The organism is Nonomuraea sp. NPDC050202 (genome assembly GCF_040656115.1).
In the GTDB taxonomy this organism is placed as follows: Bacteria; Actinomycetota; Actinomycetes; order Streptosporangiales; family Streptosporangiaceae; genus Nonomuraea.
Genome location: NZ_JBFALF010000004.1, coordinates 558,547 through 585,544 on the forward strand (window position 1 = coordinate 558,547; position 26,998 = coordinate 585,544).

Annotated in this window: 27 protein-coding genes and 1 tRNA gene; 15 read left to right on the forward strand and 13 right to left on the reverse strand. The window is 71.8% G+C overall.

Going from position 1 to position 26,998, the window contains the following annotated elements; genetic code table 11:
- Positions 1-96: 96 nt before the first annotated feature.
- From AB0I79_RS16420 to AB0I79_RS16430, 3 genes are all read right to left on the reverse strand, one after another.
- Complete coding sequence (locus tag AB0I79_RS16420) at positions 97-2,628, reverse strand: Tex family protein (protein WP_357872986.1); 2,532 nt, start codon at positions 2,626-2,628, stop codon at positions 97-99.
- Between the two features lie 27 nt (positions 2,629-2,655).
- Positions 2,656-3,822 carry an amidohydrolase gene (locus AB0I79_RS16425; RefSeq protein ID WP_357872989.1) on the reverse strand — a complete coding sequence of 389 codons (1,167 nt, stop codon included), beginning with the start codon at positions 3,820-3,822 and terminating at the stop codon, positions 2,656-2,658.
- Between the two features lie 64 nt (positions 3,823-3,886).
- Complete coding sequence (locus AB0I79_RS16430) at positions 3,887-4,315, reverse strand: organic hydroperoxide resistance protein (RefSeq protein WP_357873070.1); 429 nt, start codon at positions 4,313-4,315, stop codon at positions 3,887-3,889.
- Positions 4,316-4,365: 50 nt separating this feature from the next.
- On the opposite strand from AB0I79_RS16430, the gene AB0I79_RS16435 reads away from it, so the two are divergent.
- Positions 4,366-4,923: a TetR/AcrR family transcriptional regulator gene (locus AB0I79_RS16435; protein ID WP_357872992.1), complete on the forward strand. Its 558-nt coding sequence runs from the start codon at positions 4,366-4,368 to the stop codon at positions 4,921-4,923.
- Here AB0I79_RS16435 and AB0I79_RS16440 read toward each other — a convergent pair whose 3' ends face one another.
- Positions 4,924-5,358: an RpiB/LacA/LacB family sugar-phosphate isomerase gene (locus AB0I79_RS16440; protein WP_357872995.1), complete on the reverse strand. Its 435-nt coding sequence runs from the start codon at positions 5,356-5,358 to the stop codon at positions 4,924-4,926.
- Positions 5,359-5,459: 101 nt separating this feature from the next.
- On the opposite strand from AB0I79_RS16440, the gene AB0I79_RS16445 reads away from it, so the two are divergent.
- From AB0I79_RS16445 to AB0I79_RS16475, 7 genes are read left to right on the forward strand one after another with little or no spacing between them, the layout of a single operon-like run.
- Positions 5,460-6,527, forward strand: a complete 1,068-nt coding sequence (locus AB0I79_RS16445) for a DUF917 domain-containing protein (protein WP_357872998.1) — start codon at positions 5,460-5,462, stop codon at positions 6,525-6,527.
- Positions 6,520-8,133: a hydantoinase/oxoprolinase family protein gene (locus tag AB0I79_RS16450; RefSeq protein WP_357873001.1), complete on the forward strand. Its 1,614-nt coding sequence runs from the start codon at positions 6,520-6,522 to the stop codon at positions 8,131-8,133. The genes AB0I79_RS16445 and AB0I79_RS16450 overlap by 8 nt, the downstream gene beginning before the upstream one ends.
- Positions 8,134-8,155: 22 nt before the next feature.
- A complete protein-coding gene (locus AB0I79_RS16455; RefSeq protein ID WP_357873004.1) occupies positions 8,156-9,772 on the forward strand; it encodes an ABC transporter substrate-binding protein in 1,617 nt (538 codons plus the stop codon).
- Positions 9,773-9,775: 3 nt separating this feature from the next.
- Entirely contained in the window at positions 9,776-10,792 is a 1,017-nt protein-coding gene (locus AB0I79_RS16460) for an ABC transporter permease (protein ID WP_357873007.1), read from the forward strand.
- The gene (locus AB0I79_RS16465) at positions 10,789-11,703 is read left to right on the forward strand and encodes an ABC transporter permease (RefSeq protein WP_357873010.1); all 915 of its coding nucleotides are present in this window, start codon (positions 10,789-10,791) and stop codon (positions 11,701-11,703) included. Before AB0I79_RS16460 ends, AB0I79_RS16465 begins: the two co-directional genes overlap by 4 nt.
- A gap of 17 nt (positions 11,704-11,720) precedes the next feature.
- The gene (locus AB0I79_RS16470; RefSeq protein WP_357873012.1) at positions 11,721-12,458 is read left to right on the forward strand and encodes an ATP-binding cassette domain-containing protein; all 738 of its coding nucleotides are present in this window, start codon (positions 11,721-11,723) and stop codon (positions 12,456-12,458) included.
- A gap of 2 nt (positions 12,459-12,460) precedes the next feature.
- Positions 12,461-13,339 (forward strand): ABC transporter ATP-binding protein, encoded by an 879-nt coding sequence (locus AB0I79_RS16475; protein ID WP_357873073.1) that lies wholly within the window; start codon positions 12,461-12,463, stop codon positions 13,337-13,339.
- Here the strand turns inward: AB0I79_RS16475 and AB0I79_RS16480 are convergent.
- Positions 13,309-13,788, reverse strand: a complete 480-nt coding sequence (locus tag AB0I79_RS16480; protein ID WP_357873015.1) for a MarR family transcriptional regulator — start codon at positions 13,786-13,788, stop codon at positions 13,309-13,311. The two genes, AB0I79_RS16475 and AB0I79_RS16480, sit on opposite strands and share 31 nt — an antisense overlap.
- A 73-nt stretch (positions 13,789-13,861) precedes the next feature.
- Between AB0I79_RS16480 and AB0I79_RS16485 the strand changes: the two genes are divergently transcribed.
- Positions 13,862-15,256, forward strand: coding sequence for an MFS transporter (locus AB0I79_RS16485; RefSeq protein ID WP_357873018.1), 1,395 nt, complete (start codon positions 13,862-13,864; stop codon positions 15,254-15,256).
- Here the strand turns inward: AB0I79_RS16485 and AB0I79_RS16490 are convergent.
- Together AB0I79_RS16490 and AB0I79_RS16495 are read right to left on the reverse strand one after the other, a co-directional pair.
- Entirely contained in the window at positions 15,234-15,590 is a 357-nt protein-coding gene (locus AB0I79_RS16490; RefSeq protein WP_043630385.1) for a DUF742 domain-containing protein, read from the reverse strand. The genes AB0I79_RS16485 and AB0I79_RS16490 overlap by 23 nt on opposite strands.
- Positions 15,583-17,484, reverse strand: coding sequence for a nitrate- and nitrite sensing domain-containing protein (locus AB0I79_RS16495; protein ID WP_357873020.1), 1,902 nt, complete (start codon positions 17,482-17,484; stop codon positions 15,583-15,585). Before AB0I79_RS16495 ends, AB0I79_RS16490 begins: the two co-directional genes overlap by 8 nt.
- 175 nt (positions 17,485-17,659) lie before the next feature.
- Between AB0I79_RS16495 and AB0I79_RS16500 the strand changes: the two genes are divergently transcribed.
- Complete coding sequence (locus AB0I79_RS16500) at positions 17,660-19,219, forward strand: ABC transporter substrate-binding protein (protein ID WP_357873023.1); 1,560 nt, start codon at positions 17,660-17,662, stop codon at positions 19,217-19,219.
- Here the strand turns inward: AB0I79_RS16500 and AB0I79_RS16505 are convergent.
- Positions 19,195-19,398: a hypothetical protein gene (locus AB0I79_RS16505; RefSeq protein WP_357873078.1), complete on the reverse strand. Its 204-nt coding sequence runs from the start codon at positions 19,396-19,398 to the stop codon at positions 19,195-19,197. The two genes, AB0I79_RS16500 and AB0I79_RS16505, sit on opposite strands and share 25 nt — an antisense overlap.
- Before the next feature lie 21 nt (positions 19,399-19,419).
- Here AB0I79_RS16505 and AB0I79_RS16510 point away from each other — a divergent pair, with 21 nt between their 5' ends.
- The 4 genes from AB0I79_RS16510 to AB0I79_RS16525 all read left to right on the forward strand — a co-directional run bounded on the left by AB0I79_RS16510 (position 19,420) and on the right by AB0I79_RS16525 (position 22,686).
- Entirely contained in the window at positions 19,420-20,046 is a 627-nt protein-coding gene (locus AB0I79_RS16510) for a hypothetical protein (protein WP_357873075.1), read from the forward strand.
- A 78-nt stretch (positions 20,047-20,124) separates the two neighbouring features.
- The gene (locus AB0I79_RS16515; RefSeq protein ID WP_357873026.1) at positions 20,125-21,096 is read left to right on the forward strand and encodes an inositol-3-phosphate synthase; all 972 of its coding nucleotides are present in this window, start codon (positions 20,125-20,127) and stop codon (positions 21,094-21,096) included.
- A 466-nt stretch (positions 21,097-21,562) separates the two neighbouring features.
- A complete protein-coding gene (locus tag AB0I79_RS16520; protein WP_357873029.1) occupies positions 21,563-22,360 on the forward strand; it encodes an exodeoxyribonuclease III in 798 nt (265 codons plus the stop codon).
- A 173-nt stretch (positions 22,361-22,533) separates the two neighbouring features.
- Positions 22,534-22,686, forward strand: a complete 153-nt coding sequence (locus AB0I79_RS16525) for a hypothetical protein (protein WP_357873031.1) — start codon at positions 22,534-22,536, stop codon at positions 22,684-22,686.
- Between the two features lie 158 nt (positions 22,687-22,844).
- On the opposite strand, the gene AB0I79_RS16530 is transcribed toward AB0I79_RS16525, so the two are convergent.
- From AB0I79_RS16530 to AB0I79_RS16540, 3 genes are all read right to left on the reverse strand, one after another.
- Positions 22,845-23,798 (reverse strand): cobalamin biosynthesis protein, encoded by a 954-nt coding sequence (locus AB0I79_RS16530; protein ID WP_357873033.1) that lies wholly within the window; start codon positions 23,796-23,798, stop codon positions 22,845-22,847.
- Positions 23,782-24,603: a phosphotransferase gene (locus tag AB0I79_RS16535; RefSeq protein ID WP_357873035.1), complete on the reverse strand. Its 822-nt coding sequence runs from the start codon at positions 24,601-24,603 to the stop codon at positions 23,782-23,784. Before AB0I79_RS16535 ends, AB0I79_RS16530 begins: the two co-directional genes overlap by 17 nt.
- A 75-nt stretch (positions 24,604-24,678) precedes the next feature.
- Positions 24,679-25,107: a hypothetical protein gene (locus tag AB0I79_RS16540; RefSeq protein ID WP_357873038.1), complete on the reverse strand. Its 429-nt coding sequence runs from the start codon at positions 25,105-25,107 to the stop codon at positions 24,679-24,681.
- Between the two features lie 364 nt (positions 25,108-25,471).
- On the opposite strand from AB0I79_RS16540, the gene AB0I79_RS16545 reads away from it, so the two are divergent.
- Positions 25,472-25,545: transfer RNA gene (locus AB0I79_RS16545), tRNA-Arg, on the forward strand.
- Positions 25,546-25,619: 74 nt separating this feature from the next.
- Here the strand turns inward: AB0I79_RS16545 and AB0I79_RS16550 are convergent.
- Positions 25,620-26,267, reverse strand: a complete 648-nt coding sequence (locus AB0I79_RS16550) for a site-specific integrase (protein ID WP_357873040.1) — start codon at positions 26,265-26,267, stop codon at positions 25,620-25,622.
- Positions 26,251-26,817, reverse strand: coding sequence for a hypothetical protein (locus AB0I79_RS16555; protein ID WP_357873043.1), 567 nt, complete (start codon positions 26,815-26,817; stop codon positions 26,251-26,253). Before AB0I79_RS16555 ends, AB0I79_RS16550 begins: the two co-directional genes overlap by 17 nt.
- Between the last annotated feature and the right edge of the window lie 181 nt (positions 26,818-26,998).

Genomic DNA, 26,998 nt, shown 5'->3' on the forward strand with positions numbered 1-26,998 from the left:
GGGATGGGATGGGGCGAGTGTGTCGCGTTCGGGCGGATATGCGGCGGCCCGGGCCTACGCGCAGGTGCGTCCGTGGGCCCGGGCCGTGCGTCCGTGCTAGCGGTTGTCGCCGGTCAGGCCCGCCTTCCGCAGGGCCTCGGCCATGGCGCCGGTCGGCGCGGGCCGGTCCTGGCGGCGCTGGCCGCCCCGGCCGTCGCCGCGCCCGCGCTGACCGCCGTCACCGCCGCGCTGGCCGTCACCCCTGCCGCGGCCACCGTCACCGCGGCCACCGTTCCCGCGCCCGCCATCGTCACGACCGCCGCCTTCGCCGCGCCCGCCTTCACCGCGCCCGCCTTCACCGCGCCCGCCTTCGCCACGGGCGTCTCCGCGGCCGCCGTTCCCTCGCCCGCCGTCACCACGCGCGCCGCGCCCCGGCTGGCCGTCGCCGCGACCGCCCCCTGGCCGGCCGGCGCCCTTGCGGGGCCCCTCGCCGCCCTGCTGGGCCGTCGTCTCGTCCTCCAGGCGCAGCGTCAGGGAGATGCGCTTGCGCGGGATGTCCACGTCGAGGACCTTGACGCGGACGATGTCGCCGGGCTTGACCACGTCACGCGGATCCTTGACGTAGTTGCGCGACATGGCCGACACGTGCACCAGGCCGTCCTGGTGCACGCCGATGTCGACGAACGCGCCGAACGCCGCCACGTTGGTGACCACGCCCTCCAGGATCATGCCGGACGTGAGGTCGGAGATCTTCTCCACGCCCTCCTTGAAGGTGGCGGTCTTGAAGGCGGGACGCGGGTCGCGGCCCGGCTTCTCCAGCTCGCGCAGGATGTCGGTGACCGTCGGGAGGCCGAAGGTCTCGTCGGTGAACTCCTCGGGCCGCAGCGTGCGCAGCGCCGCCGTGTTGCCGATCAGCGTCTTGAGGTCGGTCTTGGCGGAGGTCAGGATGCGGCGCACCACGGGGTAGGACTCGGGGTGCACGCTCGACATGTCGAGCGGGTCGTCGCCGCCCCGGATGCGCAGGAAGCCCGCGCACTGCTCGAACGCCTTCGGGCCGAGGCGGGGCACGCTCTTGAGCGCCGCGCGGGTGCGGAAGGGGCCGTTGGCGTCGCGGTGGCGGACGATGCTCTCCGCCAGCGTGGAGCCGATGCCCGACACGCGCGTGAGCAGGGGCGCCGAGGCGGTGTTGACGTCGACCCCGACGGCGTTCACGGCGTCCTCGACGACCGCGTCGAGCGAGCGGGAGAGCTTGGACTCGGCCAGGTCGTGCTGGTACTGGCCGACGCCGATCGACTTGGGGTCGATCTTGACCAGCTCGGCGAGCGGGTCCTGCAGGCGCCGGGCGATGGAGACCGCGCCGCGCAGCGACACGTCGAGCTCGGGCAGCTCCTGCGAGGCGTACGCGGAGGCCGAGTAGACCGAGGCGCCCGCCTCCGAGACCACGATCTTGGTGAGCGACGGCATGTGCGTGACCAGCTCGCCGGCCAGCTTGTCGGTCTCGCGCGAGGCCGTGCCGTTGCCGATGGCGATCAGCTCGACGCCGTGCCGCTGCGCGAGCGCGCCCAGCACCGCCAGCGACTGGTCCCACTGCCGCTTGGGCTCGTGGGGGTAGATGGTTGCGGTCTCGACGACCTTGCCGGTGGCGTCGACCACGGCGACCTTCACGCCCGTACGCAGGCCGGGGTCGAGCCCCATCGTCGGCCGCGCGCCGGCCGGAGCGGCGAGCAGCAGGTCGCGCAGGTTGGCCGCGAACACCCGCACCGCCTCGTCCTCGGCCGCCTGCCACAGCCGCATGCGCAGGTCGATGCCCAGGTGCACGAGGATGCGGGTGCGCCAGGCCCAGCGCACGGTCTCGCTCAGCCACTTGTCGGCCGGGCGGCCCTGGTCGGAGACGCCGAACCGGGAGGCGATGCGCAGCTCGTAGTCGGGGCTGTCGTCGGGCTCCAGGGTGACGGAGAGGACCTCCTCCTTCTCGCCCCTGAACATGGCCAGGATCCGGTGGGAGGGCAGCTTGGTGAACGGCTCGCCGAACTCGAAGTAGTCGGAGAACTTGGCCCCCGCCTCCTCCTTGCCCTCGCGGACCTTCGACACCAGCCGCCCGTGGTTCCAGAACTGCTCGCGCAGCCCGCCGATGAGGTCGGCGTCCTCCGCGAAGCGCTCGATCAGGATGGCCCTGGCCCCTTCGAGCGCGGCGCCCGCGTCGGCGACGCCCTCGGTGACGAAGCCCTTGGCGGTGGCCTCGGGGTCGAGCGTGGGGTCGGCCAGGAGCTGGTCGGCCAGCGGCTCCAGCCCCAGCTCGCGGGCGATCTGCGCCTTGGTGCGCCGCTTGGGCTTGTACGGCAGGTAGATGTCCTCGAGCCTGGCCTTGGTCTCGGCGGCCATGATCTGCTCGCGCAGCTCGTCGTCGAGCTTGCCCTGAGACTCGATGGACTCCAGGATCGCCGTCCTGCGCTCGTCCAGCTCGCGCAGGTAACGCAGCCGCTCCTCCAGCGTGCGCAGTTGCGCGTCGTCGAGGGCGCCGGTGGCCTCTTTGCGGTATCGCGCGATGAACGGCACGGTCGCGCCGCCGTCGAGCAGGTCGACGGCCGCCTGCACCTGCCCGTCGCGTACGCCGAGCTCTGCGGCGATCCGCTGGTGAATAGAGAGCACTTGCCTGCCTTTCGATGGTCCCGCCGGTCAATTGTGCAGGACGACGCCGTCCTTCATGACCAGAGTGCGCGCTGGGTGAACGACCACGGCCTCCGCCGGGCTCCCGGCCGGGACCACGACGAGGTCGGCCCGGTCGCCGGGCGCCAGGCCGTAGTCGTCGAGCCCCAGCGCCCGCGCGCCGCCGACGGTGGCGGCCTCCAGCGCCAGCTCGATGTCGTCGTCCCTGCGGAACGTGCTGCGGTAGGCGAGGTGCATGGCCCGCTCCAGCATGTCGCCGCTGCCGTACGGGCCCCACAGGTCGCGGATGCCGTCGTGCCCGCACGCGACCGTGACGCCCGCGGCCCGCAGCTTCTTCACGGGTGGCACGGGGAAGCTGTAGACGGCCGCGGTCACCACCGCGACCCCGGCCTCGGCCAGGCCCTCGACGAGGCGGTCCTGGTGGGCGTCGTCGAGCTGGCCCAGCGCGTACGCGTGGCTGACCGCCACCCTGCCGCCCAGCCCGAGCGCCTTCGTCCGCTCGATGATCAGCTCCAGCTCCCACCCGCCCAGCGAGCCCCCGTCGTGCAGGTGGATGTCGAGATGGGTGCCGTAGCGCCCGGCCAGGCCGAAGACGAGGTCGAGGTGGCGCACCGGGTCGCGGTCGATGCCCGCGGGGTCGAGCCCGCCCACCGCCTCCACGCCGCTCTTCAGCGCTTCTTCCAGCAGCTCGGCGGTGCCCGGGTTGGTGAGCACGCCGTGCTGGGGGAAGGCGACCTGGCGCACCTCGACGGGGGAGCCGGCCGCGGCCTCGCGCACGGCCTCCACGCCCCGCAACCCGGCCGCGGGGTCGATGTCGGTGTGGGTGCGCACGTGCGTGGTGCCCGCCGCGCTCATGCGCTCCAGCAGGGCGGCTATCCGGGCCACGCTCGGCACGCCCAGCTCGGCGCGGCGGCCGAGGTCGTTGGCGATGCGGCCGGAGAGCGTGTCGTCGGCGGAGTGGGGCACCCACGGCCCGCCGTAGAGGGTCTTGTCGAGATGGCAGTGGGCCTCGACGAGGCCGGGCAGGACGAGCTGCCCCGCCACGTCGTAGACCTGGGCGCCGGGCGCCTCGACGGGGCCGAGTGAGACCCGGTCGATGCGGCCGTCGCGGACCAGGATGTCGGCAGGCGCTCCGAGCCCCCAGGGGAGCCCACCGCGGAGCAGCACGTCGGTCATGCCCAGCACCCTAAGGGGCGGGACCGACGATTTCCCTGCCCCTTGGTGTGACGGTTCTGAGGACCTACTCGACGACCAGCTTGACCGGGATGTTGCCGCGGGTGGCGTTGGAGTACGGGCACACCTGGTGAGCGGCCTCGACGAGCTCCTGCGCGACCTCCGGCGCGATGCCGTCGGGCAGCTCCACCCTGAGCGTGGCGTCGAGCCGGAAGCCGCCCTTGCCGTTGGGCGACAGGCCGATCTCGGCCGTGACGGCGGCGTCGGAGACGTCGACCTTCTTGCTCGCCCCCACGAACTGCAGCGAGGAGGCGAAGCAGGCCGCGTAGCCGGCGGCGAAGAGCTGCTCGGGGTTGGTGCCCTCGCCGTTGCCGCCCAGCTCCTTCTGCAGGGCGAGCCGGACGTCGAGCTTTCCGTCGGAGGAGACGGCGCGGCCGTCGCGGCCCGCCGCGGTGGCGATGGCGGTGTACATGATCCTGGCTCCCTTGGTAGACAGACCGGTCTGTGCATCTGAGAGTAGACAGGTCTGTCTGGTATCGTCAACAGGTGAGCGCAGGAACGCGGAGCCCGGCACGGACCCGGGTGCTGGAGTCCGCCGCCCGCCTGTTCTACGGCGAGGGCGTCCACACGGTGGGCATCGACCGCATCATCGCGGAGGCGGGCGTGGCGAAGGCGACCTTCTACCACCACTTCCCGAGCAAGGACGACCTGGTCAGGGCGTACATCGTCGAGCAGGGCGCGGCGCAGCGCGGCATGGCCGAGAGCATGCGCGAGGGATCACCGCGAGAGCGGCTGCTGGCGATCTTCACGTTCATGTGCGAGTTCGGCGCCGGCCCCGCCTACCGGGGCTGCGCCTTCGTCAACACGGCGGCCGAGTATCCCGATCCCGCCCATCCCGTACGCCAGGCCATCGCCGAGCACCGGCGCTGGACGCGCGACCTCTACCGCGACCTCCTGGCCGCAGACGGCCACCCGGACCCCGAGCGGACCGCCGACGTGCTGCTGCTGGTCAGGGACGGGCTCGTGGTCGGCTTCGACCTCGACGACCCCGCCACCGTCAGGGCCGCCGTGGAGACCGCGCTCGCCCGGGTGCTGAGACCCTGATCAGATGGCGTCGAGGTGGGCGACGTTCGCGACGTCGGCAGGGTCGGTGCTCGGGCGCCCCGCCAGCCAGGCGTCCAGGATCTCGTCCAGCACCACGTCCGAGGTGAGGCGGAGGCTGAGCGCCAGCACGTTGGCGTCGTTCCACTTGCGGGCGCCGTCGGCGGTGTAGGCGTCCACGCACAGGGCCGCGCGCACGCCGGGCACCTTGTTCGCGGCGATCGACGCGCCCGTGCCGGTCCAGCAGCAGACGACCGCCTGCTCGGCGCGGCCCTCGCTGACGTCCCTGGCGGCCAGCTCGCAGGCCCACGCCCAGTCGTCGCGCTCGCCGTCGTCGAGCGCCCCGTGGGTCACCACCTCGTGCCCCCGCCGGCGCAGCTCGGACACGACCCGCTCCGCCACGCCGTCCTTGCTGTCGGCGGCCACCGAAATCCGCATGCGTCCCTCCAGGTCGGCTCCCCTTCCCGTTCCAGCGTAGAGGCGGCACGGGGCGGTGAGGCTGGCGTCATGAGGCGGTATGTGCTTGGTTGTGGCGGCATATGAGAATTGACGCGAACGACATTCCGGCCCTCGCCCGCGGTTGCGCCGTGCTGGGCACCGGCGGCGGGGGAGACGTGCGTACGGGGTCGCTGGCCGCGATGCGAGCCATCCGCGAGTACGGCCCCGTGCCCCTGCTGAAACTCGACGACCTGCCGGGCGACGCGCTGATCCTGCCGCTGTCCGGCATCGGCGCGCCGACCGTCAGCCACGAGATGATCCACGGGGAGGACGAGCCGAAGCGCATCGCCGAGGAGGCCGAGCGCATCTTCGGCCGGCCGCCGAGCGCGATCATGTCCTCCGAGATCGGGGGCGCCAACGGCGTCGCGCCCGTCGCCTGGGCCGCCCAGCTCGGGGTGCCGCTGCTCGACGCCGACGGCATGGGCCGGGCCTTCCCCGAGGTCCAGATGGTCTCGATGTACGTGGCGGGGATCCCGGCCGACCTCGTGATCATGTCCGACGTGGCGGGCAACGTGGTGACGATCCGCCCGGTCGACGGGCTCTGGTCCGAGCGCATCGCGCGGGCCGTCTGCGTGGCGGCAGGCTCGCACGCGCTGATGTCCGACTACATCCTGACCGCCGACCGGGCCAGGGGCGCGGTCATCGAGGGTACGGTCACCCGCGCCCTGGAGATCGGCCGCGCCACGGAGGGCTCGGCGGACCCGCTCGGCGCCCTGCGCGACCGCCTGGGCGCCACCAGGCTCATCACCGGCAAGCTGACCGACGTGGAGCGGCGCACCACGGGCGGCTTCGTCCGCGGCACCGCCACGATCGAGGGCACCGGCGACGACCGCGGCCGCCGCCTGACCCTGGAGCTGCAGAACGAGAACCTGGTCGCGGAGGAGGGCGGCCGGATCCGCGCCATGGTGCCCGACCTCATCACGGTCGTGGACACCGAGACCGCCGCCGCCGTCCAGACCGAGGGCCTCCGGTACGGCCAGCGCGTCACGGTGCTCGCCTGGCCCTGCGACCCGCTCTGGCGCACCCCGAAGGGCCTGGAGACGGCCGGGCCGCGGGCCTTCGGCTACGACCTGGGCTACGTGCCCGTCGAGGAGCTGTCGCATGGCTGACCTGCGCATAGGGATCGACGTCGGAGGCACGAACACCGACGCGGTCGTGCTCGACCCCGACGGCCGGGTGATCGCCAAGGCCAAGCGGCCGACCACCCCGGAGGTGACCGGCGGCCTGCGGGCGGCACTCGACGCCGTGCTGGCCGAGCTCGACAGCGAGGGCCGGCAGAGCGTCACGCGCGTCATGCTCGGCACCACGCACGCCACGAACGCCATCCTGGAGCGGCGCGGCCTCGGCCGGGTGGCCGTGGTGCGGCTGGGCGCGCCCGCCACCACCGCCGTGCCCCCGCTCTCCGACTGGCCGGACGACCTGCGCAAGGCCGTCTCGGCGGGCGAGGCCGTCGTGCCCGGCGGCCACTACGTGGACGGCCGCGAGATCAGCCCGCTCGACCTGGACGCCGTCCGCCGCTTCCTGGACGGCGTGCGGGCCGACGCCGTGGCCGTCACCAGCGTGTTCAGCCCCGCCGACGACGGGCACGAGCGGCGGGTCGCGGAGCTGGTCAGGGCCGAGTACGGCCTGCCGGTCTCGGTGAGCTGCGAGATCGGCTCGCTGGGCCTGCTGGAGCGCGAGAACGCGACCGTGCTGAACGCCGCGCTCCACGGCGTCGCCGCCCACGTCACCGACGCCCTGGTCACGGCGCTGGCGGAGCGGGGCCTGGGGGCGCGGCCGTACCTGGCCCAGAACGACGGCACGCTCATGACGCTGGAGCACGCCGCGCGGCTGCCCGTCTCCACGATCGGCTCGGGCCCGGCGAACTCCCTGCGCGGCGCCGCGTACCTGTCGGGGGTGGCCGACGCGGTCGTGGTGGACGTGGGCGGCACGTCCACGGACCTCGGGGTGCTGGCCGGCGGCTTCCCCCGGGAGTCGGCGGCGGCGGTGGAGATCGGCGGGGTGCTGACCAACTTCCGCATGCCCGACATCCTGGCCATCGCGCTCGGCGGCGGCACCGTCGTGCGCCAGCGAGGCCTCGGCCCCGACTCGGTCGGCTACCGGATCGTGCGCGAGGCGCTGGTGTTCGGCGGTGCGACGGCGACGATGACGGACGCGGCCGTCGCGGCGGGCCGCGTCCCGCCGGGCGCCCACGACTGGCGCGAACGCCTTCGGCGCGCCCTGTCGGAAGGAGAACGCCTCCAAGACGACTTGTCGGAAGAAGAAGTCCTCCAAGGTGACATGTCGGAAGAAAAGGCAGACATTCTGGAAAGCGCGGTTACCCGGGCCGACGAGATGGTGATCGACGCGGTGGACCGGATGACGCTCGGCAGGAGCGACCGGCCCCTGGTGGCGGTGGGGGGCGGAGCGTTCCTGCTGCCCGATCACATCCCCGGGGTGAGCCGCGTGATCAGGCCCGAGCACGCCGAGGTGGCCAACGCCGTGGGCGCCGCCATCGCCCTCGCGAGCGGCAGAGTCGATACGATCTTGCCAGCGGGAGACAGCCGGGCGGCGGCGATCGAGAGCGCCAAGGAGGAGGCGCGGGCGCGAGCCGTGGCGGCGGGGGCCGACCCCGCCGGAGTCGAGATCGTGGACCTCCTCGAGGTGCCGCTGAGCTATCTCTCCGAGCCCGCCGTGCGGGTGCACGTCAAAGCAGCCGGACCCCTCGCCCGGTGACAATCGAAAGGACCCCCCCACCATGCGCTGGCACAAGCGTCTGCTCGTCGCCGGGGTAGCCGGTGTCCTCGCCCTGACCGCGTCCGCGTGCGCGGGCGGACAGGTGCGCGGCGCCGGCGGGACGCCCCAGCCGCAGGCGAGCAGCGGCAGTCCGGCGGATCAGACCGGCGGGCAGGCCAACGACAGCACGTTCGTCTACGCGCCGAACTCCGACGTGGTCACCGACTGGGACCCGGCGACCTCCTACTCCAACGAGATCGTCGCCCTGGCCAACATCTACGAGGGTCTCACCAGGTACAACTCCCAGACCAAGCAGGCCGAGCCACGCCTGGCGACCGAGTGGACCTCGTCGGGCGACGGCAAGGAGTGGACGTTCAAGCTGCGGCAGGGCGTGAAGTTCCACACCGGCGACCCGATGGACGCCGAGGCCGCCAAGAAGGCGATCGAGCGGACGATCGAGAAGAAGGGCGGCGCCGCCTACATCTGGGACCCGGTGGACGAGATCGAGGCGGTGGACGCGAGCACGCTGAAGTTCACGCTCAAGTACGCCGCCCCCCTCGACCTGGTCACCTCCTCCGGCTACGCCGCCTGGATCTACGACGCGGACGCCGTGGACGCCGACGGTGGGACGACCGCCGGCACCGGCCCGTACACCATCGACTCGTGGCGCAAGGGCGAGGAGAACGAGCTGACGCTGAAGGCGTTCGAGGACTACTGGGGCGGCTGGAAGCCCGAGCAGTACAAGAAGGTCACCTTCCGCGTCACGCCGGAGATCACCACCGCCTGGCAGCTCCTGCAGAAGGGCGAGGTCAACTTCGTCAGGCGCCTGAACCCGCAGCTCTTCGCCCAGGCCGGCACCACGCAGGGCGTGCAGAGCGCGCAGACGCAGTCGTTCCAGAACCTGCTGGTGCTCTTCAACACCGCCGACGGCCCCACCAAGGACGTCAGGGTGCGGCAGGCGCTGCAGCTCGCGATCGACTACGACGGCCTGGCGGCGGCGCTGGAGGGCTCGGGCGTGAAGGCCAGCGGCCTGGTGCCGCAGGGCCTGCTCGGCCACGTGGACGGCATGGAGCCCAAGCAGGACCTGGCCAGGGCCCAGCAACTGCTCGCCGACGCCGGGTACGGCCCCGACCTGGAGGAGCTGGAGCTCAGCCTGACCTACGCCATCGGCGACGAGGACCAGAAGCTGCTGGTGACGCTGCTCAGCTCGACGCTGAAGCAGCTCAACGTGACGCTGCGGGCCAAGCCCATGAACTGGGGCGCGCAGTGGGACCTGGGCAAGAAGCGCGGCCAGGACGTCTTCGTCATGTACTGGTACCCGGACTACCCGGACGCCTACTCCTGGTTCCTCAACGTGTTCAAGAGCGCCGACAAGCCGCAGTTCAACCTGTCGTACCTGAAGAACGCGGAGATCGACGCGGCCATCGACAAGCTGCCCGAGCTGACGGCCACGGACCGAACGGCGGCCGAGCAGGAGTACCGTAAGCTCCAGCAGAAGATCATCCAGGAGGAGGCGGCGGTCGCGGTGCCGTACGTGCAGCGCTACCAGCGGGCGCTGTCGGCGGACGTCCAGGGGTACCAGGACAACCCGGCCTATCCCAGCGTGGTCTTCTTCTACGAGCTCACGCGCGCAAGCTAGGCCATGCTCCGCTATCTGGCCCGCCGGCTCGGCCAGGCCCTCCTGGTCGTGGCCGGCGTGGTCGTGCTCACGTTCGCGATCATGCGGCTGGTGCCCGGCGACCCGGCGGTCGCGTTCGCCGGGCCGAAGGCCACGCCCGAGCAGCTCGCCGAGGCCCGCGCGCGGTTCGGCCTGGACGACCCGCTGCCCGTGCAGCTGCTGAACTACGCGCGCGACCTGGTCACCGGCGACTGGGGGACGAGCCTGCGCACCAGGCAGCCCGTGCGCGACGACCTCTACCTGGCCTTCCCCGCCTCGCTGGAGCTGGTCGGGGCGGCGCTGCTCGTGGCGATCGCCCTGGGCGTCCCGCTCGGGGTGCTCGCCGCCCGCCACAAGAGGAGGCTGCCGGACTTCGGGGTACGGCTGGGCAGCATGCTGGCCGTCTCCGTACCGGTCTTCTGGCTGGCCCTGGCGCTGCAGACGGTGTTCGCCGGCCACCTCGGCTGGTTCCCGATCGCCGGCGAGTACGACACCTCGCTCGACACCACCAGCCCGCTCACCCTCTGGACGAACATCACCATCGTCGACGCCCTCATCACCGGCAACTGGCCCATCTTCACCAGCACCCTCGAACACCTGGTGCTGCCCGCCCTGGTCGTGGCCGCCTACCCCACGGGCGTGATCGCCCAGATGACCAGGGCCGCGCTCATCGAGGAGTCGGGCCAGGACCACGCCAGGCTGGAGCGGGCGCTCGGGTTCGGCGAGACGTCGATCCTGACCAGGTTCGCGCTGCGGCCCGCGCTGAGCCCGGTGCTGTCGCTGATCGCGCTGGTCTTCGCGTACGCGATCGTCAACGGGTTCCTCGTCGAGGCCGTCTTCAACTGGCCCGGCCTGGGCCGTTACGCCGCCGAGTCGATCCGCTCGCTGGACACCCCCGGCATCGCGGGCGTCACCCTGCTGGTCGCCCTGGTGTACGTCCTGGCCAACCTGGTCGTGGACATCCTCCAGGGCTTCGTCGATCCCCGCACGAGGTCCCGATGACGCCCCCGATCACCATGGACGGTCAACCGCCGCGCCGCGGCCTGCCCCGCGTCCCCGACCGGTTCGCCGCGCTGGGGGCGGTGCTGCTCGCGGTCGTCGTGCTGGCGGCGCTGCTGGCGCCGTGGCTGGCGCCGTACCCGCTGGACGAGCCGCGCCCGCTGGAGCGGCTGCTGCCGCCGAGCGGCGCCCACTGGTTCGGCACCGACCAGGTCGGGCGGGACGTGCTCACCCGGATCCTGTACGGCGGGCGCACCTCGCTGACCATCGCCGTGGCCGTGCTGGGCGTCTCGGCGGCCGTCGGGGTGACGCTGGGCGTGGTCGCCGGGTACGCGGGCGGCTGGATCCGGGACGTGATCATGCGGGTCACGGACGTGTTCCTGGCCTTCCCCGCGCTGCTGCTCTCCCTGGCGCTGGCCGTCGTGCTGCAGCCCAGCGTGAACACCGTGATCCTGGCCATCGCGGTGACCTGGTGGCCGTGGTACACCCGGCTGGCCGCCTCCATGGCCGCCTCGATCGCCACCCGCCCGTACGTGGACGCCGCGCGCTGCCTCGGCGTGCCCGCCCCGCTGATCATCGTGCGGCACGTGCTGCCGAACTCGCTCACCCCCGTCCTGGTGCAGCTCTCGCTGGACGCGGGCGGGGTGATCCTGACCTCGGCGGCGCTGTCGTACCTGGGGCTGGGCGCGCAGGAGCCGACGGCGGAGTGGGGGCTGATGGTGCAGCAGGGGCAGACGCTGTTCACCACGAACTGGTGGGTGGTGACCTTTCCCGGGCTGGCGATCCTGGTGACGGCGTTCGCGTTCAACGTGCTGGGTGAGGGGCTGCGCAACGCGCTAGACCCCCGAGCGCAGGTGCTCGGCAGGAGAGAGCGACGAAGGAGCCAACGGATGCCGGAGCGGCCGCGACCATGAGCACGCAGGGCGGTCAAGTGATCGAAGTACGCGACCTCCAGGTGCGGTACGGCGGGCGGCTGGTCGCCGACGTGCCCGAGCTGGACGTGGGCGCGGGGGAGTGCGTGGCGATCGTGGGGGAGAGCGGGTCGGGCAAGTCCACGACGCTGCTTTCGCTCCTCGGCCTCACCGAGAATGCCGAAATTTCGGGACAAGTGCGGGTGTGCGGCGTGGACGTGCTCACCGCCTCCCCGAAGGCGCTCCGCCAGATCCGCGGCGCCCGCGCGGCCCTGGTCATGCAGTCACCGCAGGCCGCGCTCAGCCCCGCCACCCGCCTCGGCGTGCTCATGCGCCGCGCCCTCAAGCTGCACGGCCGGCCAGCCACGGACGAGGTCATGGCGCGGGCCCTGGAAACGGTCGTGCTCGACCGCGAGATCCTGCGCCGCTACCCCCACGAGATCTCCGGCGGCCAGGCCCAGCGCTTCGCCATCGCGCTGGCCATCGCCCTGGGCGCCGAGGTCGTCCTGGCCGACGAGCCCACCAGCGCGCTGGACGTGACCGTACAGGCCGAGGTGGTCGGCGTGCTGCGGCGGCTGCGGGCCGAGCGGGACCTCGCGCTGCTGCTGGTCTCCCACGACCTGGCCCTGGTCTCGACGATCGCCGACCGGGTGCTCGTCATGAAGGACGGCGCGGTCGTGGAGTCGGGGCCCGCCGCCGAGGTGCTGGCCGAGCCGTCCCATCCCTACACCCGCGAGCTGCTGGAGGCGCTGCCGTGACCATGCTCAGGGCCGAGCGCGTGACGCTCGGGTACGGCCGCCGCCCCGTCGTGCACGACGTCAGCCTGGACATCACCGGGGGCGGCGTGGGCCTGATCGGGGAGAGCGGCTCCGGCAAGACGACGCTGGCGCGCGCGTTCCTGGGCCTCCTGAGCCCCATATCCGGAAATATCTGGTACCGCGGCCAGAATCTCAAGAAGGCGGACCTGAGGGCGTTCAGGAAGGACGTGCAGCCCGTCTTCCAGGCCGAGGCCCTCGACCCCCGGATGCGCGTCGGCCGCTCGATCGCCGAGGCCCTCCCGCGCACCGCCCGCGCCCGCGTCGGGGAGCTGCTCGAACAGGTCGGCCTCGATCCCGCGCTGGCCGATCGCCGCCCCCACCAGCTCTCGGGCGGCCAGCGCCAGCGCGTGGTGATCGCCAGGGCCCTGGCCGTCGGCCCCCGCCTGCTCATCCTCGACGAGCCCACCAGCGCGCTCGACGTCACCGTCCAGGCCAGGATCCTCGACCTGCTGGCCTCGCTGGAGACCGAGCGCCTGCTCATCACCCACAACCTGGCCGTCGTGGAGCGGCTCTGCCGCACCTCCCACGTGCTCTTCGCGGGCCGCGTGGTCGAGTCGGGCCCCACCTCCGAGCTCCTGGCGAACCCGGCCCACCCGTACACCAGGGCGCTGCGCGACGCCGTGCCCAAGCTGGGCGGCGCCCCGCCCGAGGCCGCCTCGGCCCCCGGGGGCAGGACGGAGGCGGTCCCCGCGGCGACTGGGTGCCCGTTCAGGCTGCGCTGCCCGCTGGCCGTGCCCGCGTGCGAGCAGGCGCCCGTGGCGCGGGACGTGGCAGGCCGTCAGGTGGCCTGTCACCGGGCGGAGGACGTGCTCTCCATCTGACCCTTCAGATGCGCGCACATGTCGTCGGCGAGCTTGTCCATCAGCCGGGCCAGCTCCGCCCGCTCCGGCTCGGACCAGCCGGCCAGCGCGGCCTCGAACCACTGTGAGGCGGCCCGGCGGCACGCCAGCGCCGCCTGGCCGCCCTCTTCGGTGAGCGCGATACGCCAGGCCCGGCCGTCGTCGGGGTCGCGTACCCGCTCGACCAGCCCGCGCCGCTCCAGCGCGGCGACGTGCCGCGTCACGTGCGGGCTCTCCACCTGCAGGCTCTCGGCGATCTTGCCGATCCGGCGCGGCTCCCCCGCGTCCAGCAGATCGACGAGGATCTGGACGTCCGGCCGGTCCAGGCGGACGCCCGCGGCCTCGGTCAGCCGCTCGTGCGTCTTGGCGCGGTTCATTGAGGTCGCGAGCCGGCGATAGGCGTCCACCGTTCGGCGCAGATTCTCGTCCATCCGCTTGATTACCTAACTTACGTATGTATTATCGGTTCTCGGTTACTTACCTAAGTTATCTAAAGGAGCCGACATGGCGACAGTCGTCGTGCCCGCGTCGCGGGCAACGACCAGCCGGAACCCTTGGCCCGCGGTGATCTCACTGGCCTTCGCCGCCTCCATCGCCGCTCTCCAGAACACCGCGGTGGTTCCGCTGCTTCCCGTGCTGCAACGAGAGCTGAACACCTCGTTGAGCGCCGTGAGCTGGACACTCACGCTGAGCCTGCTGGTGGGCGCGGTGTCCACGCCGTTGCTGTCGCGCTTCGGCGACATGTACGGCAGGCGCCGCATGATCCTCGCCGCCCTGACGCTCCTGGTGATCGGCTCGGTCATGGCCGCGCTGGCGACCTCGCTGACCTGGCTGATCGTGGCGCGCGTGCTGCAGGGCTTCGTGTCCGCGCTGGTGCCGCTGTCGATCGGGGTGGTCAGGGACTCCCTGCCCAGGCAGCAGCTCGCGACCGGCATCGGGGTGCTGAGCGCGACCATGGGGTTCGGCAGCGGCGGCGGCATGATCCTGGCCGGGCTCGCCTCCGGCGACTACCACCTGGTCTTCTGGATCACCGGCGGCATCTCGCTGGTGGCGGGCATCGTCGTGGCCTTCCTCGTGCGCGACTCGGCCCCGCCGGTCAAGGGCCGTCCCGACCTGCTGGGTGCGGCGCTGCTGACCGCGTGGCTGGTCGCGCTGCTGCTGGCCGTCAGCGAGGGCGGCTCCTGGGGCTGGACCTCGCCGGGCGTGCTCGGGCTCTTCGGCGCGGCGGCCGTGCTGGCGGTCGTCTGGGTGCTGGTCGAGCGCAGGGTGGCCGAGCCGCTGGTGGAGATGGCGATGCTGGTGCACAGGGGGACGGTCGGCGCGACGGTGTCCTCCTTCCTGCTCGGGTTCTCGTTCTTCACCCTGCTGACCGGCATGTCCGGCTTCGCCCAGGCGCCGGAGGCGGCGGGCGGGCTCGCGGCGACCACCCTGCAGGTGGGGATCTACCTGCTGCCGAGCACGCTCTTCATGCTGGTGATCTCGCTGTTCGCGGGCCGGATCATGCGCAGGCTCCCGGCGTCCGCCATGGTGGCGATCGGCTCGGGGGTCACCGCGCTGGCCGGGCTCTGGCTGGTGGTCCAGCACACGGCTCCGGCGCACCTGTACGTGGCGTCCTCGCTGATGGGTGTGGGCCTCGGCGTCGGCTACGCGGCGCTGGGCACCATGGCCGTGGAGCACGTGGCTCCGGACAGGACCGCCGTGGCGGCGGGGGTGAACGCCCTGGTCCGCATCGTGGGCGGCAGCGTGGCGGGCGCCGCGATCGCCGCCGTCCTCGCCGCGGGCGGCGGCTACCCGTGGGTCTTCGGGGCAGCCGCCGGAGCGGGCGTCGTGGCCGCGCTGTTCGCGGCCGGGTACGGCCATCTCAACCGCAGGCCGGTCACAGCGCCTTCAGGCCACTGATCACTTCCAGCAGCACCTTGGCGTCCGGGGCGGGCGGCGGCAGCTCGACCTGCACGAGTTGCTGGGCGTGCAGGTCGCCGACCAGCACCCGGACCACGCCGATGGGCAGGTTCAGCTCGGCCGCCACGTCCACCAGCCGCGTGGGCTGGGTGCACTTCTGCAGGATGATGAGGTGTTCGGGGTCGAGGCCGCGGGGCGGCGTGAGGCCGCCGGCGGTGATGATGACCGCGATGAGGTCGATGGCCTCGCTCGCGGGCACCGTGCGGCCCCTGGTCAGCAGGTAGGCGGGGACGATCGGACCGGCGTCCTCGTCCAGCCAGCGCTCTTCAGTCACTTCGCACCACCCGCATGGGGCGAGCGGCGGGCTCCTTCTGCACGGCGATCGCCGGGGCCTCGGGCTCCGGCTCTGCCACGTGCTCTTCCGGGATCAACACGATCGCGGTGGTCCCTCCATATGGTGAACCGCGCAACGTCACGCGGATGTCATGCCTGGCGGCCAGGCGGGAGACGACGAAGAGGCCGAGCCGGTCACTGTCGGCCAGGTCGAACTCCGGCGGGCTGGCCAGCCGCTCGTTGTACTCGGCCAGCTCTTCTGGTTCCATCCCGAACCCCCGGTCCTCGACCTCGAAGGCGAAGCCCCGGGCCGTCCCCTCGCCGCGCACGATGACCGAGGTGTGCGCGGGGGAGTAGACGGTGGCGTTCTCGATCAGCTCGGCGATGAGGTGGATCACGTCACCGACCACGGTGCCGGCCAGGCGCTGGCCGGACATCGGCTCGATGACGACGCGCTGGTAGTCCTCCACCTCGGCGGCGGCGCCGCGGGCCACGTCGAGCAGCGGCACCGGGCGGCTCCAGCCGCGTCCGGGCGTGGCGCCCGACAGGATGATCAGGCCTTCCGCGTGGCGGCGCATGCGCGTCGTCAGATGGTCCAGCTTGAACAGGTCGTCGAGCTGCTCGGGGTCGGTGGCCCGGTGCTGCATGTCCGCCAGCTGGATGCGCTGGCGGTGCAGCAACGTCTGGCTGCGCCTGGCCAGGTTGCGGAAGACGTGCCCGACGCCCTCGCTGAGCTGCGCCTGGCCGACCGCGGCCTCCACCGCCGTCTGCTGCACGGCGGAGAACGCCTGGCCCACGTCGTCGATCTCGACCGTGGTGCTGGCCACGGACAGCTCGGGCATCTCGACCTTCTCGCCCTTGCGCAGCTTGGCGACCACGTGCGGCAGCCGCTCCTGGGAGACCTCCAGCGCCGCCAGCCGCAGCGCGCCGAGCTCCTTCGACAGGCGGTTGCCCATGCGCAGCGAGAACGCGATCGACACGATCACCAGCGCCAGCGCCGTGCCCGCCAGCAGGAACGCCCGCGACAGCACCTGGTCGGCCACCGGGTCGGCGCGCTCGTTCAGCAGCGTGCTGGCCCTGAGCTGGGCCTCGTTGAACGACTTGGCCAGCCCTTCGGTGGTGCTCAGCCAGCCCTGCGGCGTGCCACCGGCGATGATCTGGTCCTCCATCATCCGCATCCGCTGGTAGGCGGGGGAGCTGATGAGGGCGACCTGGGGGTCGCGCAGCGCCGGGTCGAGCTCGCCGAGGCCCTGGTCGATGAGGAAGCGCCGGTTGCCCGCGATCTGGGTGAACAGCCTGCGCTCGGCCGCGTCGACCGTGCCGAGGCCGATGGCCTGCTCCCTGCTCAGCAGCTCCCTGGCGTAGCTCATGTCGACGACCACGCGCGACTGCTCGTAGATCGGGATGTCGTCGATCAGCGCGACCTTGCGGTGCAGGCCGTACAGGGTGTCGATGACCGAGTTGTACGCCTCCACGCTGTGCAGACGGTCGGACAGACCCGCGTCGATCTCCCCACGGACCGAGTCGAGCCTGTCGAGTTGCGTGTGCACCGCGTCCACCTGTGTGCGGATCTCTTCCGATCTGTCCTTGGAGGTGCTGGAGAGCTGGATGAACGAGTCCCGGGCGGCGTCGGTCTTGGTGCGCTGGGCGGCGACGGCGGACTCGTCCGCCATGTCACGCAGGAGCTGGGCCGAGATGAGACGCTCGCGCTGGATCTCGCTGATCAGTTTGTACGCGGGCAGGCGGAGGTTCGTCCAGACTGTCTTGTATTGACGCAGCTCCAAGCTCTCGCTGGCAGTGACGGCGGTGATGACCCCCCACAACACCACCATGGAGGTCAGCGGCACCAGTAGTAGTCCGATGATCTTCATGCGGATCGTTCGGCTACGACCCATGGCACCTCACTCCGGTCGGTCCCAAGCTGGCAACCCCGGACGGGACAAGCCCCGAGAATAGCAATTCGATCACCAGAATGCCCAATTTTTCGGGACTTTTGGACACGTGTCACGCCTCTGCTGGATCTTGGAGTAGGTTTCCCGGGAATCACATCGGCCACAGAGGGAGCCTGCGTTGCGCCGTCGACTCGTTGCGGCCGCCGCGCTGGTCCTCGTGGCGGCCTGCTCGACCCCCCAGGAGCCGCAGCGGGCGCCGGCGGGGGAGTCGCCCTTCGTCTACGTCAAGAACACCGACATCGTCACCGAGTGGGACCCCAGCCGCTCCTACTCCAACGAGATCATCGCCTTCCAGAACGTCTACGAGACCCTCACGCTCTGGAACCCCGTCACCAAGAAGTCCGCCCCGCGCCTGGCCACGTCCTGGCGCTCCTCCGCCGACGGCCGGACCTGGACCTTCTCCCTGCGCTCAGGCGTCACCTTCCACACCGGCAGGCCGCTGGACGCCGAGGCGGTCAAGGCGTCCATCGAGCGCACGATGCAGGCCAAGACCGGCGCCTCCTACATCTGGGACCCCGTCTCCTCCATCCGGGTCGAGGGGCCGCTCACGGTCACGTTCGCGCTGAAGTACCCCGTGCCGCTGGACCTGGTGGCCTCCGCCGGGTACGCGGCCTACATCTACGACACCAAGGCCGCCCCCGACCTGCCCGCGTTCTTCCGGCAGGGCAGGGACGCGGGCTCCGGCCCGTACACGGTGACGAGGTGGAACAAGGGCAAGGAGGACGAGCTCACGCTCTCGGCGTACGACGGGTACTGGGGCGGCTGGCGGCGGCCGCACTACAACACCATCAAGTACAAGGTCGTGCCCGACACCGAGCGGGCGTACCGGATGTTGCAGAGCGGCGAGGCCAGCTTCGTCGACCGGCTCGACCCGCGGCTGTTCGCCCGCGCCTCCGCCGCGCCCGGGCTGCGCACCTCCGACCGGCCGTCGTTCACGACCGCCATGATGCTGTTCAACACGGCCGCCGGGCCGATGAAGGACATCAGGGTGCGCAAGGCCGTCCAGAAGGCCATCGACTACCAGGGCCTGATCAAGGCGCTCAAGGGCTCCGTGATGCCGGCCAGCGGCGTCGTGCCGGAAGGGCTGCTCGGCCACGTGCCGGACCGCGTGCCCCAGCAGGACCTCGCCGGCGCCACCCGGCTGCTCCAGCAGGCCGGCTACGGCCCCGGCGGCCGCCCGCTGCGGCTGCGGCTGACCTACGGCGAGGGTGAGGCCGACGAGCAGGTGCTCGCCCGGCGGCTACGGGCCACGCTGCGCACGCTGAACGTCACCCTCGAAGTCAGGGGCATGCACTGGAACGCCCAGTGGGAGCTGGGCAAGAAGCGCGGCCAGGACATCTTCGTCATGTACTGGTGGCCCGACTACGCCGACGGCTACTCCTACTTCGGCCAGGTCTTCCAGAGCGCGAACCCGCCCGTGATGAACCTGTCCTACCTCAACGACCGGACCCTCGACGCGCTGCTCGGCACGCTGCCGGAGCTGACGGTGACCGACAAGCCGGCGGCACAGCGGGCGTACGAGCAGGCCACCACGCGCGTGCTGGACCAGCGGGCGGCCGCCGCGCTGCCCTGGGTGGTCAAGTCGCGGCGGGCCTACCTGGGCGGCATCCAGGGCTACGACGACAACCCCGCCTACCCGGACGTGGTCTTCGTCTACGACCTGCGCCCGTCGGGCTGATCGCTGCCCGCTTGCGACGTGCCGCCGTCGGGCTGATCGCTCTCCACCCGTTCGCGCAGCCGCGCCCTGATCTCCTCGGGGGTGTAGGCGCGGCGCCGCCGCTCCGCCCGCGCGATCACCACTCCCGTGGCCGCCACACCCATGATTCCGGCCAATCCGAGCATCTTCCACCAGCGCATGTTGCCTAGGCTAGCCCTGTGCTGACTCTCGACGAGGCCGTCAAGGTGACGAGGACCGGCGACCTGTGGATCTTCCGCGGCCGCTCCGTGCCCGACCGCGCCATCCAGACCATGACCAACAGCCCGGTCAACCACGTGGGCATGGCCATCGTGATCGAGGACATGCCGCCGATGATGTGGCACGCCGAGCTCGGCAAGTCCCTGCTCGACCTGTGGTCGGGCACCCACCAGCGCGGCGTGCAGCTCCACGACCTGCGCGAGGCCGTGACCGTGTGGGCCGACCGCTACGACCAGCGGGCCTGGCTGCGCCAGCTCGACCCCGAGGCCACCCCCGAGATGGAGGACGCGGCCCTGCGCACGGTGGCCAGGCTCGACGGCACCCCGTTCCCCTCCACCGCCCGGCTGGCCGCGCGCTGGATGCGCGGCAGGGTGCCGCGCAGGAGCCGCAGGGAGCAGACCCTGGAGAGCGCCTACTGCGCCGAGGTGGTGGCCGTCACCTACGAGGCGATGGGGCTGCTGTCCGCCGGGCGCCGTCCCAACTGGTACGACCCCGGCAGGTTCTGGAGCGGTGACGACCTGGAGCTGCTCCTAGGCCGCCGCCTGGGCAACGAGATCACCGTGGGAGTGGAGCGAACCCGGCGACCCTGACCCTGGCCGGCGGCAGCGCGGCCTCCCGCGTGGAGGCCGCCGCGCGTGCGCGGCGCACGGGCCTGATCTAATCCGGGGATGAGTTCTGTGAACGTCGCCGTGATCGGCGTCGGAAACTGCGTGTCCGCCCTGGTGCAGGGCGTCGAGCACTACCGTGACGGCGACGCCCCCGGCCTGCCGAACCCCGTCTGCGCCGGCTACGCGATCTCGCAGGTCCGTTTCACCGCCGCCTTCGACGTCGGCCGCGCCAAGCTCGGCCAGGACCTGTCGCAGGCCATCTGGACCGCGCCGAACAACGCCCGCAGGTTCGCGGACGTGCCGCACCTGGGCGTCCCCGTGGTGGAGGGCATCCTGGCCGACGGCGTCGGCCCGGGCTCGGCCGGCCTCGTCGACCCGCGCGGCGCGGCCACGCCCGCCGAGGTCGCCGCCCACCTGCGGGAGACGGGCAGCCACGTGGTGCTCAACTTCCTGCCGACCGGCGCGCAGCGCGCCGCCGAGCTCTACGCGCAGGCCGCCATCGAGGCCGGATGCGCGTTCGTGAACTGCATGCCGGCCGTGCTGGCCCGCTCGCCCGAGTGGCGCGCCCGCTTCGCCGCGGCCGGGCTGCCGCTGGTCGGCGACGACCTGAAGAGCTCGTTCGGCGCCACGCTCGTGCACCGCGCGCTGGTCGACGCCCTGACCGGCAGCGGGGTCAGCCTCACCGGAGGTCACCAGCTCCTGGGCGGCGGCAACATGGACTTCGTCAACCTGGAGGACGCCGGGCGGATGCGGAGCAAGCAGGCGACGAAGGCGACGGGCGCGGGCGCGTCCATCCACGTCGGCGCCCAGTACGTCCCGTTCATGGACGACCGCAAGGTCGCCTACATCAGGCTGGACGGCGAGGGGTTCGGCGGATCCCCGCTGGAGCTGGAGCTGCGCCTGGTCGTCGAGGACTCGCCCAGCGCCGCGGGCAACGCCCTGGACGCCGCGCGGCACGCCAAGCAGGCCATGGACCGGGGCGCCGGAGGGCTGCTGGAGGAGGTGTCCGGCGCGCTGATGAAGGCGGTCTGACCCGTTACGCTCGGCCGGGACGGACATCCGCGTGCTCGGCCCGGTCGAGGTGAGCAGGCCGAGCGAGACGTCCACGCCGGCATCCCGAGCACGCACTGCTGCTGCGCCCCCTCGACCGGGACCTGAGCGCCCGACGAGCGCGTCCACCCGCTCGCAGTCCGCTCGGAGTCCGCCCGCAGCACGTGGCCGGACGCGCCGGCCTCCACCCACGCGCTCGCCCGATCATGCAGGCCGAGGGCAACCGGGTGGTGGCCGACCGCGACAACAAGGCCCTGCGGAGCGCCAGGACCGCCGGCAACCCCGGCGCCTGGCTCGCGGTCAGCAAACGACGGCCGGGTCATCGTCTGCTCCAAGGACAACAAGCCCCTCTGGACCAGCCGCTGACCACGGGCGCATGTACAGGCTGGGCAGCCGTTCCGGCCCGTACATGCGGCTCTCCTGCGGGTTGTGGTGGCACGCTGGAGAGATGCGCCTGGCTACCTGGAACGTGAACTCCGTCAAGGCACGGCTGCCCCGCCTGCTCGACTGGCTGGCGGAGACCGCGCCTGACATCGTGTGCCTGCAGGAGACCAAATGCCCAGCGGAGGCGTTCCCGATGGCGGAGGTGGAGGCCCTCGGATACGCCGCCGCGGCCCACGGGGACGGCCGCTGGAACGGCGTCGCCCTGCTGTCCAAGGTGGGGCTGGCGGACGTGACGCTCAGCTTCCCCGGCGAGCCCGGCTTCGGCGAGCTCGAAGGGGTCGGCGCCGCCCGCCCCGAGGCCCGCGCCATCGGCGCGACCTGCGGCGGGATGCGTGTCTGGTCCCTGTACGCGCCCAACGGCCGCACGCCCGACTCGCCCCACTACGCCTACAAGCTCGACTGGTTCGCCGCGCTGCGTGACGCGCTGGCCGCCGAGGTGGCCGCCGGGCCCGTGGTGGCCTGCGGCGACTACAACGTGGCGCCGACGGATGCCGACGTGTGGGACCCCGCCCTGTTCGCCGGGGCCACCCACGTCACGCCCGCCGAGCGCCAGGCGCTGGCCGAGCTGCGGGCCCTCGGGTTGCACGACGTGGTGCCGACGCCGATGAAGGGGCCGCATCCGTTCACGTACTGGGACTATCGGGCCGGGATGTTCCACCAGAACAAGGGGATGCGGATCGACCTCGTGTACGCGAGCGGGGACGTGGCCGGGCGGGTGCGGTCGGCGTACGTCGACCGGGAGGCGCGCAAGGGGAAGGGGCCGTCGGATCACGCGCCGATCGTGGTTGACGTGGATGCATAAATATCATCACAAACCGCTGTCGGCCGAGTATCCTGTGTTCTCACAGTTTCGGGGGCGGTAAGCGACTCCAGAGGACCACAGGGGGGATTCCCGTGGAACCTGCAGATGGCCGCGTCATCTTATTCATCCTGATCGGGCTCGCCGTGTTCGCTCTCGGGCGTCGATTCCAAGCCATGATCATCATGCGTCAGGTGTACAAGCAGAGCGCCAGGCAAGTCATGGCGAGGAGGACCACCGCGCACAACGCCGCCAAGTCGATGATCGGGATCACGCTGGTCGTGATCTTCGTGATCTGGCTCGTACTCAACCTCAACCGCATCATGTAGGCGGGGCGCGCGTCGCGGGGCGCGTGTGTGTGGTTGCGGTGTGGTGGTCATGGCACGCTGTGCGGGCCCTTGGGCGGGGCCGCACAGCGCACCACACTCCGCCCGTTCCGAGCAGCCCTCACCCCATCCCCGCCGTCACCCGGCCGTCACCCCCGCCCTCAGCGGCGGCGTATCCAGGCGCCCGCGATGGACGCCCCGATCATGGCCGCTCCCGCCACGCAGGCGGCGGCCACGCTCACGGCCCGCGTCAGCCGCACGGCACGGGGGATGTCGTGCACCTGGGGCGAGGGCCCGTCCCCCATCGTCGGACGCTCCTCGACCCTGCCCCCGTACACGTTCTTCCCGCCGAGCGTGACGCCGAGGGCGCCGGCGAACGCGGCCTCGCACCGTCCGGCGTTCGGGCTGGGATGGCGGTGCCCGTCCCTGCGCAGCATGGCCCGCGCGCCGCCCGGATCGGGCGCGGTCAGCACCGTGAGCACGCCGGTCAGCCGCGCCGGCACGTAGTTCGCCACGTCGTCGAGCCGGGCGGCGGCCCAGCCGAACCTCTCGTAGCGGGGGGAACGGTGCCCGATCATGGCGTCCAGCGTGTTGATCGCCCGGTACGCCAGCATCCCCGGCACCCCCGCCACCGCGCCCCAGAACAGGGGGGCCACGACGGCGTCGGAGGTGTTCTCGGCCAGCGACTCGACCGTCGCCCGCGCCAGTTCGGGGGCCTCCAGCCCGCTGGGGTCCCGGCCGCACAGGTGGGGGAGGCGGGCCCTGGCGCGTTCCAGATCGCCGTGCTCCAGGGCGTCGGACATGTACGCGCCCTCCCTGGCCAGCGTGGTGCCGCCGAGCACGGCCCAGGTGGTCAGGGCCGTCAGGGTCGTACGGAGGACTCTGCTGCGGGAGGTCGCTCGCACCGCCAGCACGCCGAGCGTGGCCGTGCCGCCGACGCACACGGCGACGTGCAGCACGCCGCGTCGCCTGTCGTCGGCGTACAGGGCCTGCTCCAGCCGCGCCGCGCCGCGCCCGAACACCGCCACCGGGTGTGCGGGGCTCTGCGGGTCGGCGAGGAGCCGGTCGAGGGCGACGCCGAGGGCGAGCCCCAGAGGGTCATACCAAATGGGCATGAAGCTCATCTTCGTGCACATCCAGCCACGCGGCGGCCCGACGGATGCGCTCACCGGCGCCGCCCGCCCACATCTTGGCCCAGTTGCCGCCGGCGGTGGCGCGGGTGCGCATGACGGCGTAGGAGCGGTGGAAGCGGAGCCTGGCCAGCTCCAGGAGGCGGCGGCGGTCGCGGGGCGGCACGCCGTACGCGTCACAGAACAGGCGGAGCCGGGCACCCACGTCCACGGAGCGCAGGAGAGGGGCGCGATCGACGGGGTCGGAAATGGGGGCCCAGTGGCGCAGGGTGGTCACGATGTCGAAGAGCCTGGTGGTCGGCCGGGCCAGATCGAAATCAATCAACGCGTACGGGCCGGTCTCACCACCCGCGACCCCATCGGAGCGGCCACCCGAACGATGCCGAAATATCACGTTCTCGGGCGTTAAATCGCAATGCCCGATCACCTCCGGCGACCGATCGTCGTTCGACCCCCCTTCCCACCCCGCCCCCGTCAGCGGAAACCCGGCGGTCGCATCGTGAAACCGCCGCAACAACCCGGCAAGCTGGGCCAACGCCTCGTCGGTCACGCTCTCCAGCCGCAGCCCGGTCGTACCAGGAAGAAAGGTGAGGATCTCCCGGCCGAACTCATCCATCCCCACCACCCTCGGCGCCCCGTCGAACCCGGCAGCTTCAAGGTGTCTGAGCAGGGCATGCACGGCGGGCGTGGACGTACTGGCCGGTCTGCGCACGGTGTCACCGACGCGCACCACCCCGTCTGTCACGTCCCCGCCCTGCAGGGGAATCTCATGCAGGAGCGTCGCGACCATGCCCAGACAGCTTAGACCTATTTGCCCCACCCCCGCCTGGCCTTTTCCAACTCAGGAGGTCGCCGCCGCGGCCCGCTAGCCTGCGACTCCATGCCGATCCTGCTGTCGCTGGCCGCCTTCGTGATGACGCTGCTCGGCGGCCTCGTCGCCGACCGCATCGGCGGACGCCGCCACCTCGTCCTCGGCTTCGCGGCCGGCGTCATGCTCGGCGTGGTCGCCTTCGACCTCCTCCCGGAGGCCCTGGCCCTCGAACCGCTGCGCGTGCACGGCGTACCCCTGCCCATGCTCACGCTCGCCCTGGCCTTCCTCGGCATCCACATCGTGGAACGCTCGATGGGCATGCACGACGCCCACGAGACCGACTACGCCACCCACCGACACGCCCGGGCGGGCGTCGGCCTCACAGCCGGCTCGGCCCTCGTCATCCACAGCTTCCTGGACGGCGCCGTCTACCGGACGGACACCTCCCTGGCGGTGGCCGTAGCGATAGGCGTCATCGCTCACGACTTCACGGACGGCTTCAACACGTACACCCGTCACCTCCCTCTACGGCAACGTCCGCCACCGCGCCCTCACCCTCCTCACCCTGGACGCCCTCGCCCCCGTAGCCGGCGCCACCATCACCACCCTCCTCACCATCCCGGACGTCACCCTCGGCGCGTACCTCGGCCATTTCGCCGGATTCCTCCTCCACCTCGCCACGTCCGATATCCTCCCTGAGGCCCATACGCCCAGACGGGCCACTGGATGGACGTTGACGGCGACCGTGCTGGGAACGCTGTTCATGTGGGGTGTGATCGGGTTGACAGACTGACACGGGGAAAACGTGTGCGTGACATGTCGCCGGATCATGCACAATAAGGCGGGAGCGCCCTTAGCTCAGCTGGATAGAGCACCGGACTTCTAATCCGACGGTCGCAGGTTCGAATCCTGCAGGGCGCGCTTCACCACCTGGGCGAACTCAGGCCACGCCCGTGTGCTGGGGTGGCATGAGGCAAATGTGGGGCAAAGCTGAGTCAGCCGCCCAGCGGCCGCCCCAGCGCGGACGCGGCGTTCAGCACCATTCGGGCCGTTTCCCCGGCGGCTTGGCGGGCCACCTCGGGCAGCACCGAGACGTAGGCGTCGGCCGTGAGCACGATGCTGGCATGCCCAAGCATAGCCTGCACCACCTTCAGATCGATGCGCGCGGCCAGCGCCAGAGTGGCCGCGCCGTGCCGCAGGTCGTGCAGCCGGACCGGCGGCTGTCCGGAGGCGGCCACCAGCCGGCGGAAACGCCCGGTGAGATAGTCCGGTCGCAACGGCGCGCCGTCTGCGGTGGTGAACACGTAGCCCGAGTCCTGCCAGCGGATGCCCGCCGCCGCGCTCAGCTCCTCCTGCCGCTCGCGGTGCCGGGTCAGTACCCGCACGGTCTCCGCGTCCAGGGCCACCACCCGGCAGCTGGCGGTGCTCTTCGGCAGTCCGACCACGACCTGGCCGTCGGCGTGCACCCGCTGCTGTGTTATCGTCAGCTCCGCGGCCTGCAGGTCGACATCCGTCCAGCGCAGCCCGGCCAGCTCACCGCGGCGCAGACCGCGCAGCGCGGCCAGCCACCACGCGGCGTACAGACGGTCCTGCGCGACGCCGGCCAGGAAGGCCGCGAGCTGTTGTTCAGTCCACACCGCCACCGTCGGACGCTCTCCGGACTGGTGCCAGCGAGCCGTCCGCCCGGCGGTCCAGACGACCGGATGCGGCCGCCGTGGATGGGGCAGTTCGGCGCCGTTGGCGGGGTTGAGGGGGATCAGCCGGGCGCGCACCGCGGCGTTCAACGCGGTCCCGCAAGGTGGCGTGGATCCGCACCACAATCGCGGGCGACAGCCGGCGGCCGGTCGGCGAGGGACGAGACGCCAGCATCGCGAGGAGGCCGTTGACGTCGCGAGAGGTGAGCTGGTGGAGCAGAATCCGTCCCAGCTGCGGGATGAGGTAGAGGCGGATGTGCGCGGCGTAGCCTTGCCGGGTTGACGGACGCAGGGCGTCCTTGGTGGCCAGCCTGCGTGCCAGCCACTGTCCGAGCGTGCATCCGGCTCCTGCGCTGTCGCGGTCGGCAGCGGCCAGGGCATGGCCTGCCGCCTGCGCTTCCTCGGGGTCGGCGTAACCGCCCTGGCGGACGCGCTGCCGCTGCCCGTCCAGGCTGCGCACCTGCACGGCGAAATACCAGCTGCCGTGATCGTCGCCCACCGGCAGACGCGGACACGTCCCGCCTCGCTGACGTCCCGTTGCCGCATCCACACAGCCGCATCGCCTGCTGATCTGCACACGAGTCTGGTTGCGTCCACGGGAGTGGTGTACGAGTTTGACCTGGTCAAGAGGCGTGGCGTCGTGAAATGGCGACGGCCATCGCGTGATCCTTCAAAGGCGC

Excerpts from the sequence above, each read along its gene's own strand:
- AB0I79_RS16505 (WP_357873078.1), bottom strand. The coding sequence starts at position 19,398 with ATGCGCTGGTGGAAGATGCTCGGATTGGCCGGAATCATGGGTGTGGCG.
- AB0I79_RS16455 (WP_357873004.1), top strand. The coding sequence starts at position 8,156 with ATGCGCTGGCACAAGCGTCTGCTCGTCGCCGGGGTAGCCGGTGTCCTC.
- AB0I79_RS16480 (WP_357873015.1), bottom strand. The coding sequence starts at position 13,788 with ATGGACGAGAATCTGCGCCGAACGGTGGACGCCTATCGCCGGCTCGCG.
- AB0I79_RS16445 (WP_357872998.1), top strand. The coding sequence starts at position 5,460 with ATGAGAATTGACGCGAACGACATTCCGGCCCTCGCCCGCGGTTGCGCC.
- AB0I79_RS16535 (WP_357873035.1), bottom strand. The coding sequence starts at position 24,603 with ATGGTCGCGACGCTCCTGCATGAGATTCCCCTGCAGGGCGGGGACGTG.
- AB0I79_RS16495 (WP_357873020.1), bottom strand. The coding sequence starts at position 17,484 with ATGGGTCGTAGCCGAACGATCCGCATGAAGATCATCGGACTACTACTG.
- AB0I79_RS16475 (WP_357873073.1), top strand. The coding sequence starts at position 12,461 with ATGCTCAGGGCCGAGCGCGTGACGCTCGGGTACGGCCGCCGCCCCGTC.
- AB0I79_RS16515 (WP_357873026.1), top strand. The coding sequence starts at position 20,125 with ATGAGTTCTGTGAACGTCGCCGTGATCGGCGTCGGAAACTGCGTGTCC.
- AB0I79_RS16525 (WP_357873031.1), top strand. The coding sequence starts at position 22,534 with ATGATCATCATGCGTCAGGTGTACAAGCAGAGCGCCAGGCAAGTCATG.
- AB0I79_RS16485 (WP_357873018.1), top strand. The coding sequence starts at position 13,862 with ATGGCGACAGTCGTCGTGCCCGCGTCGCGGGCAACGACCAGCCGGAAC.
- AB0I79_RS16450 (WP_357873001.1), top strand. The coding sequence starts at position 6,520 with ATGGCTGACCTGCGCATAGGGATCGACGTCGGAGGCACGAACACCGAC.
- AB0I79_RS16465 (WP_357873010.1), top strand. The coding sequence starts at position 10,789 with ATGACGCCCCCGATCACCATGGACGGTCAACCGCCGCGCCGCGGCCTG.
- AB0I79_RS16530 (WP_357873033.1), bottom strand. The coding sequence starts at position 23,798 with ATGCCCATTTGGTATGACCCTCTGGGGCTCGCCCTCGGCGTCGCCCTC.
- AB0I79_RS16440 (WP_357872995.1), bottom strand. The coding sequence starts at position 5,358 with ATGCGGATTTCGGTGGCCGCCGACAGCAAGGACGGCGTGGCGGAGCGG.
- AB0I79_RS16460 (WP_357873007.1), top strand. The coding sequence starts at position 9,776 with ATGCTCCGCTATCTGGCCCGCCGGCTCGGCCAGGCCCTCCTGGTCGTG.
- AB0I79_RS16425 (WP_357872989.1), bottom strand. The coding sequence starts at position 3,822 with ATGACCGACGTGCTGCTCCGCGGTGGGCTCCCCTGGGGGCTCGGAGCG.
- AB0I79_RS16520 (WP_357873029.1), top strand. The coding sequence starts at position 21,563 with ATGCGCCTGGCTACCTGGAACGTGAACTCCGTCAAGGCACGGCTGCCC.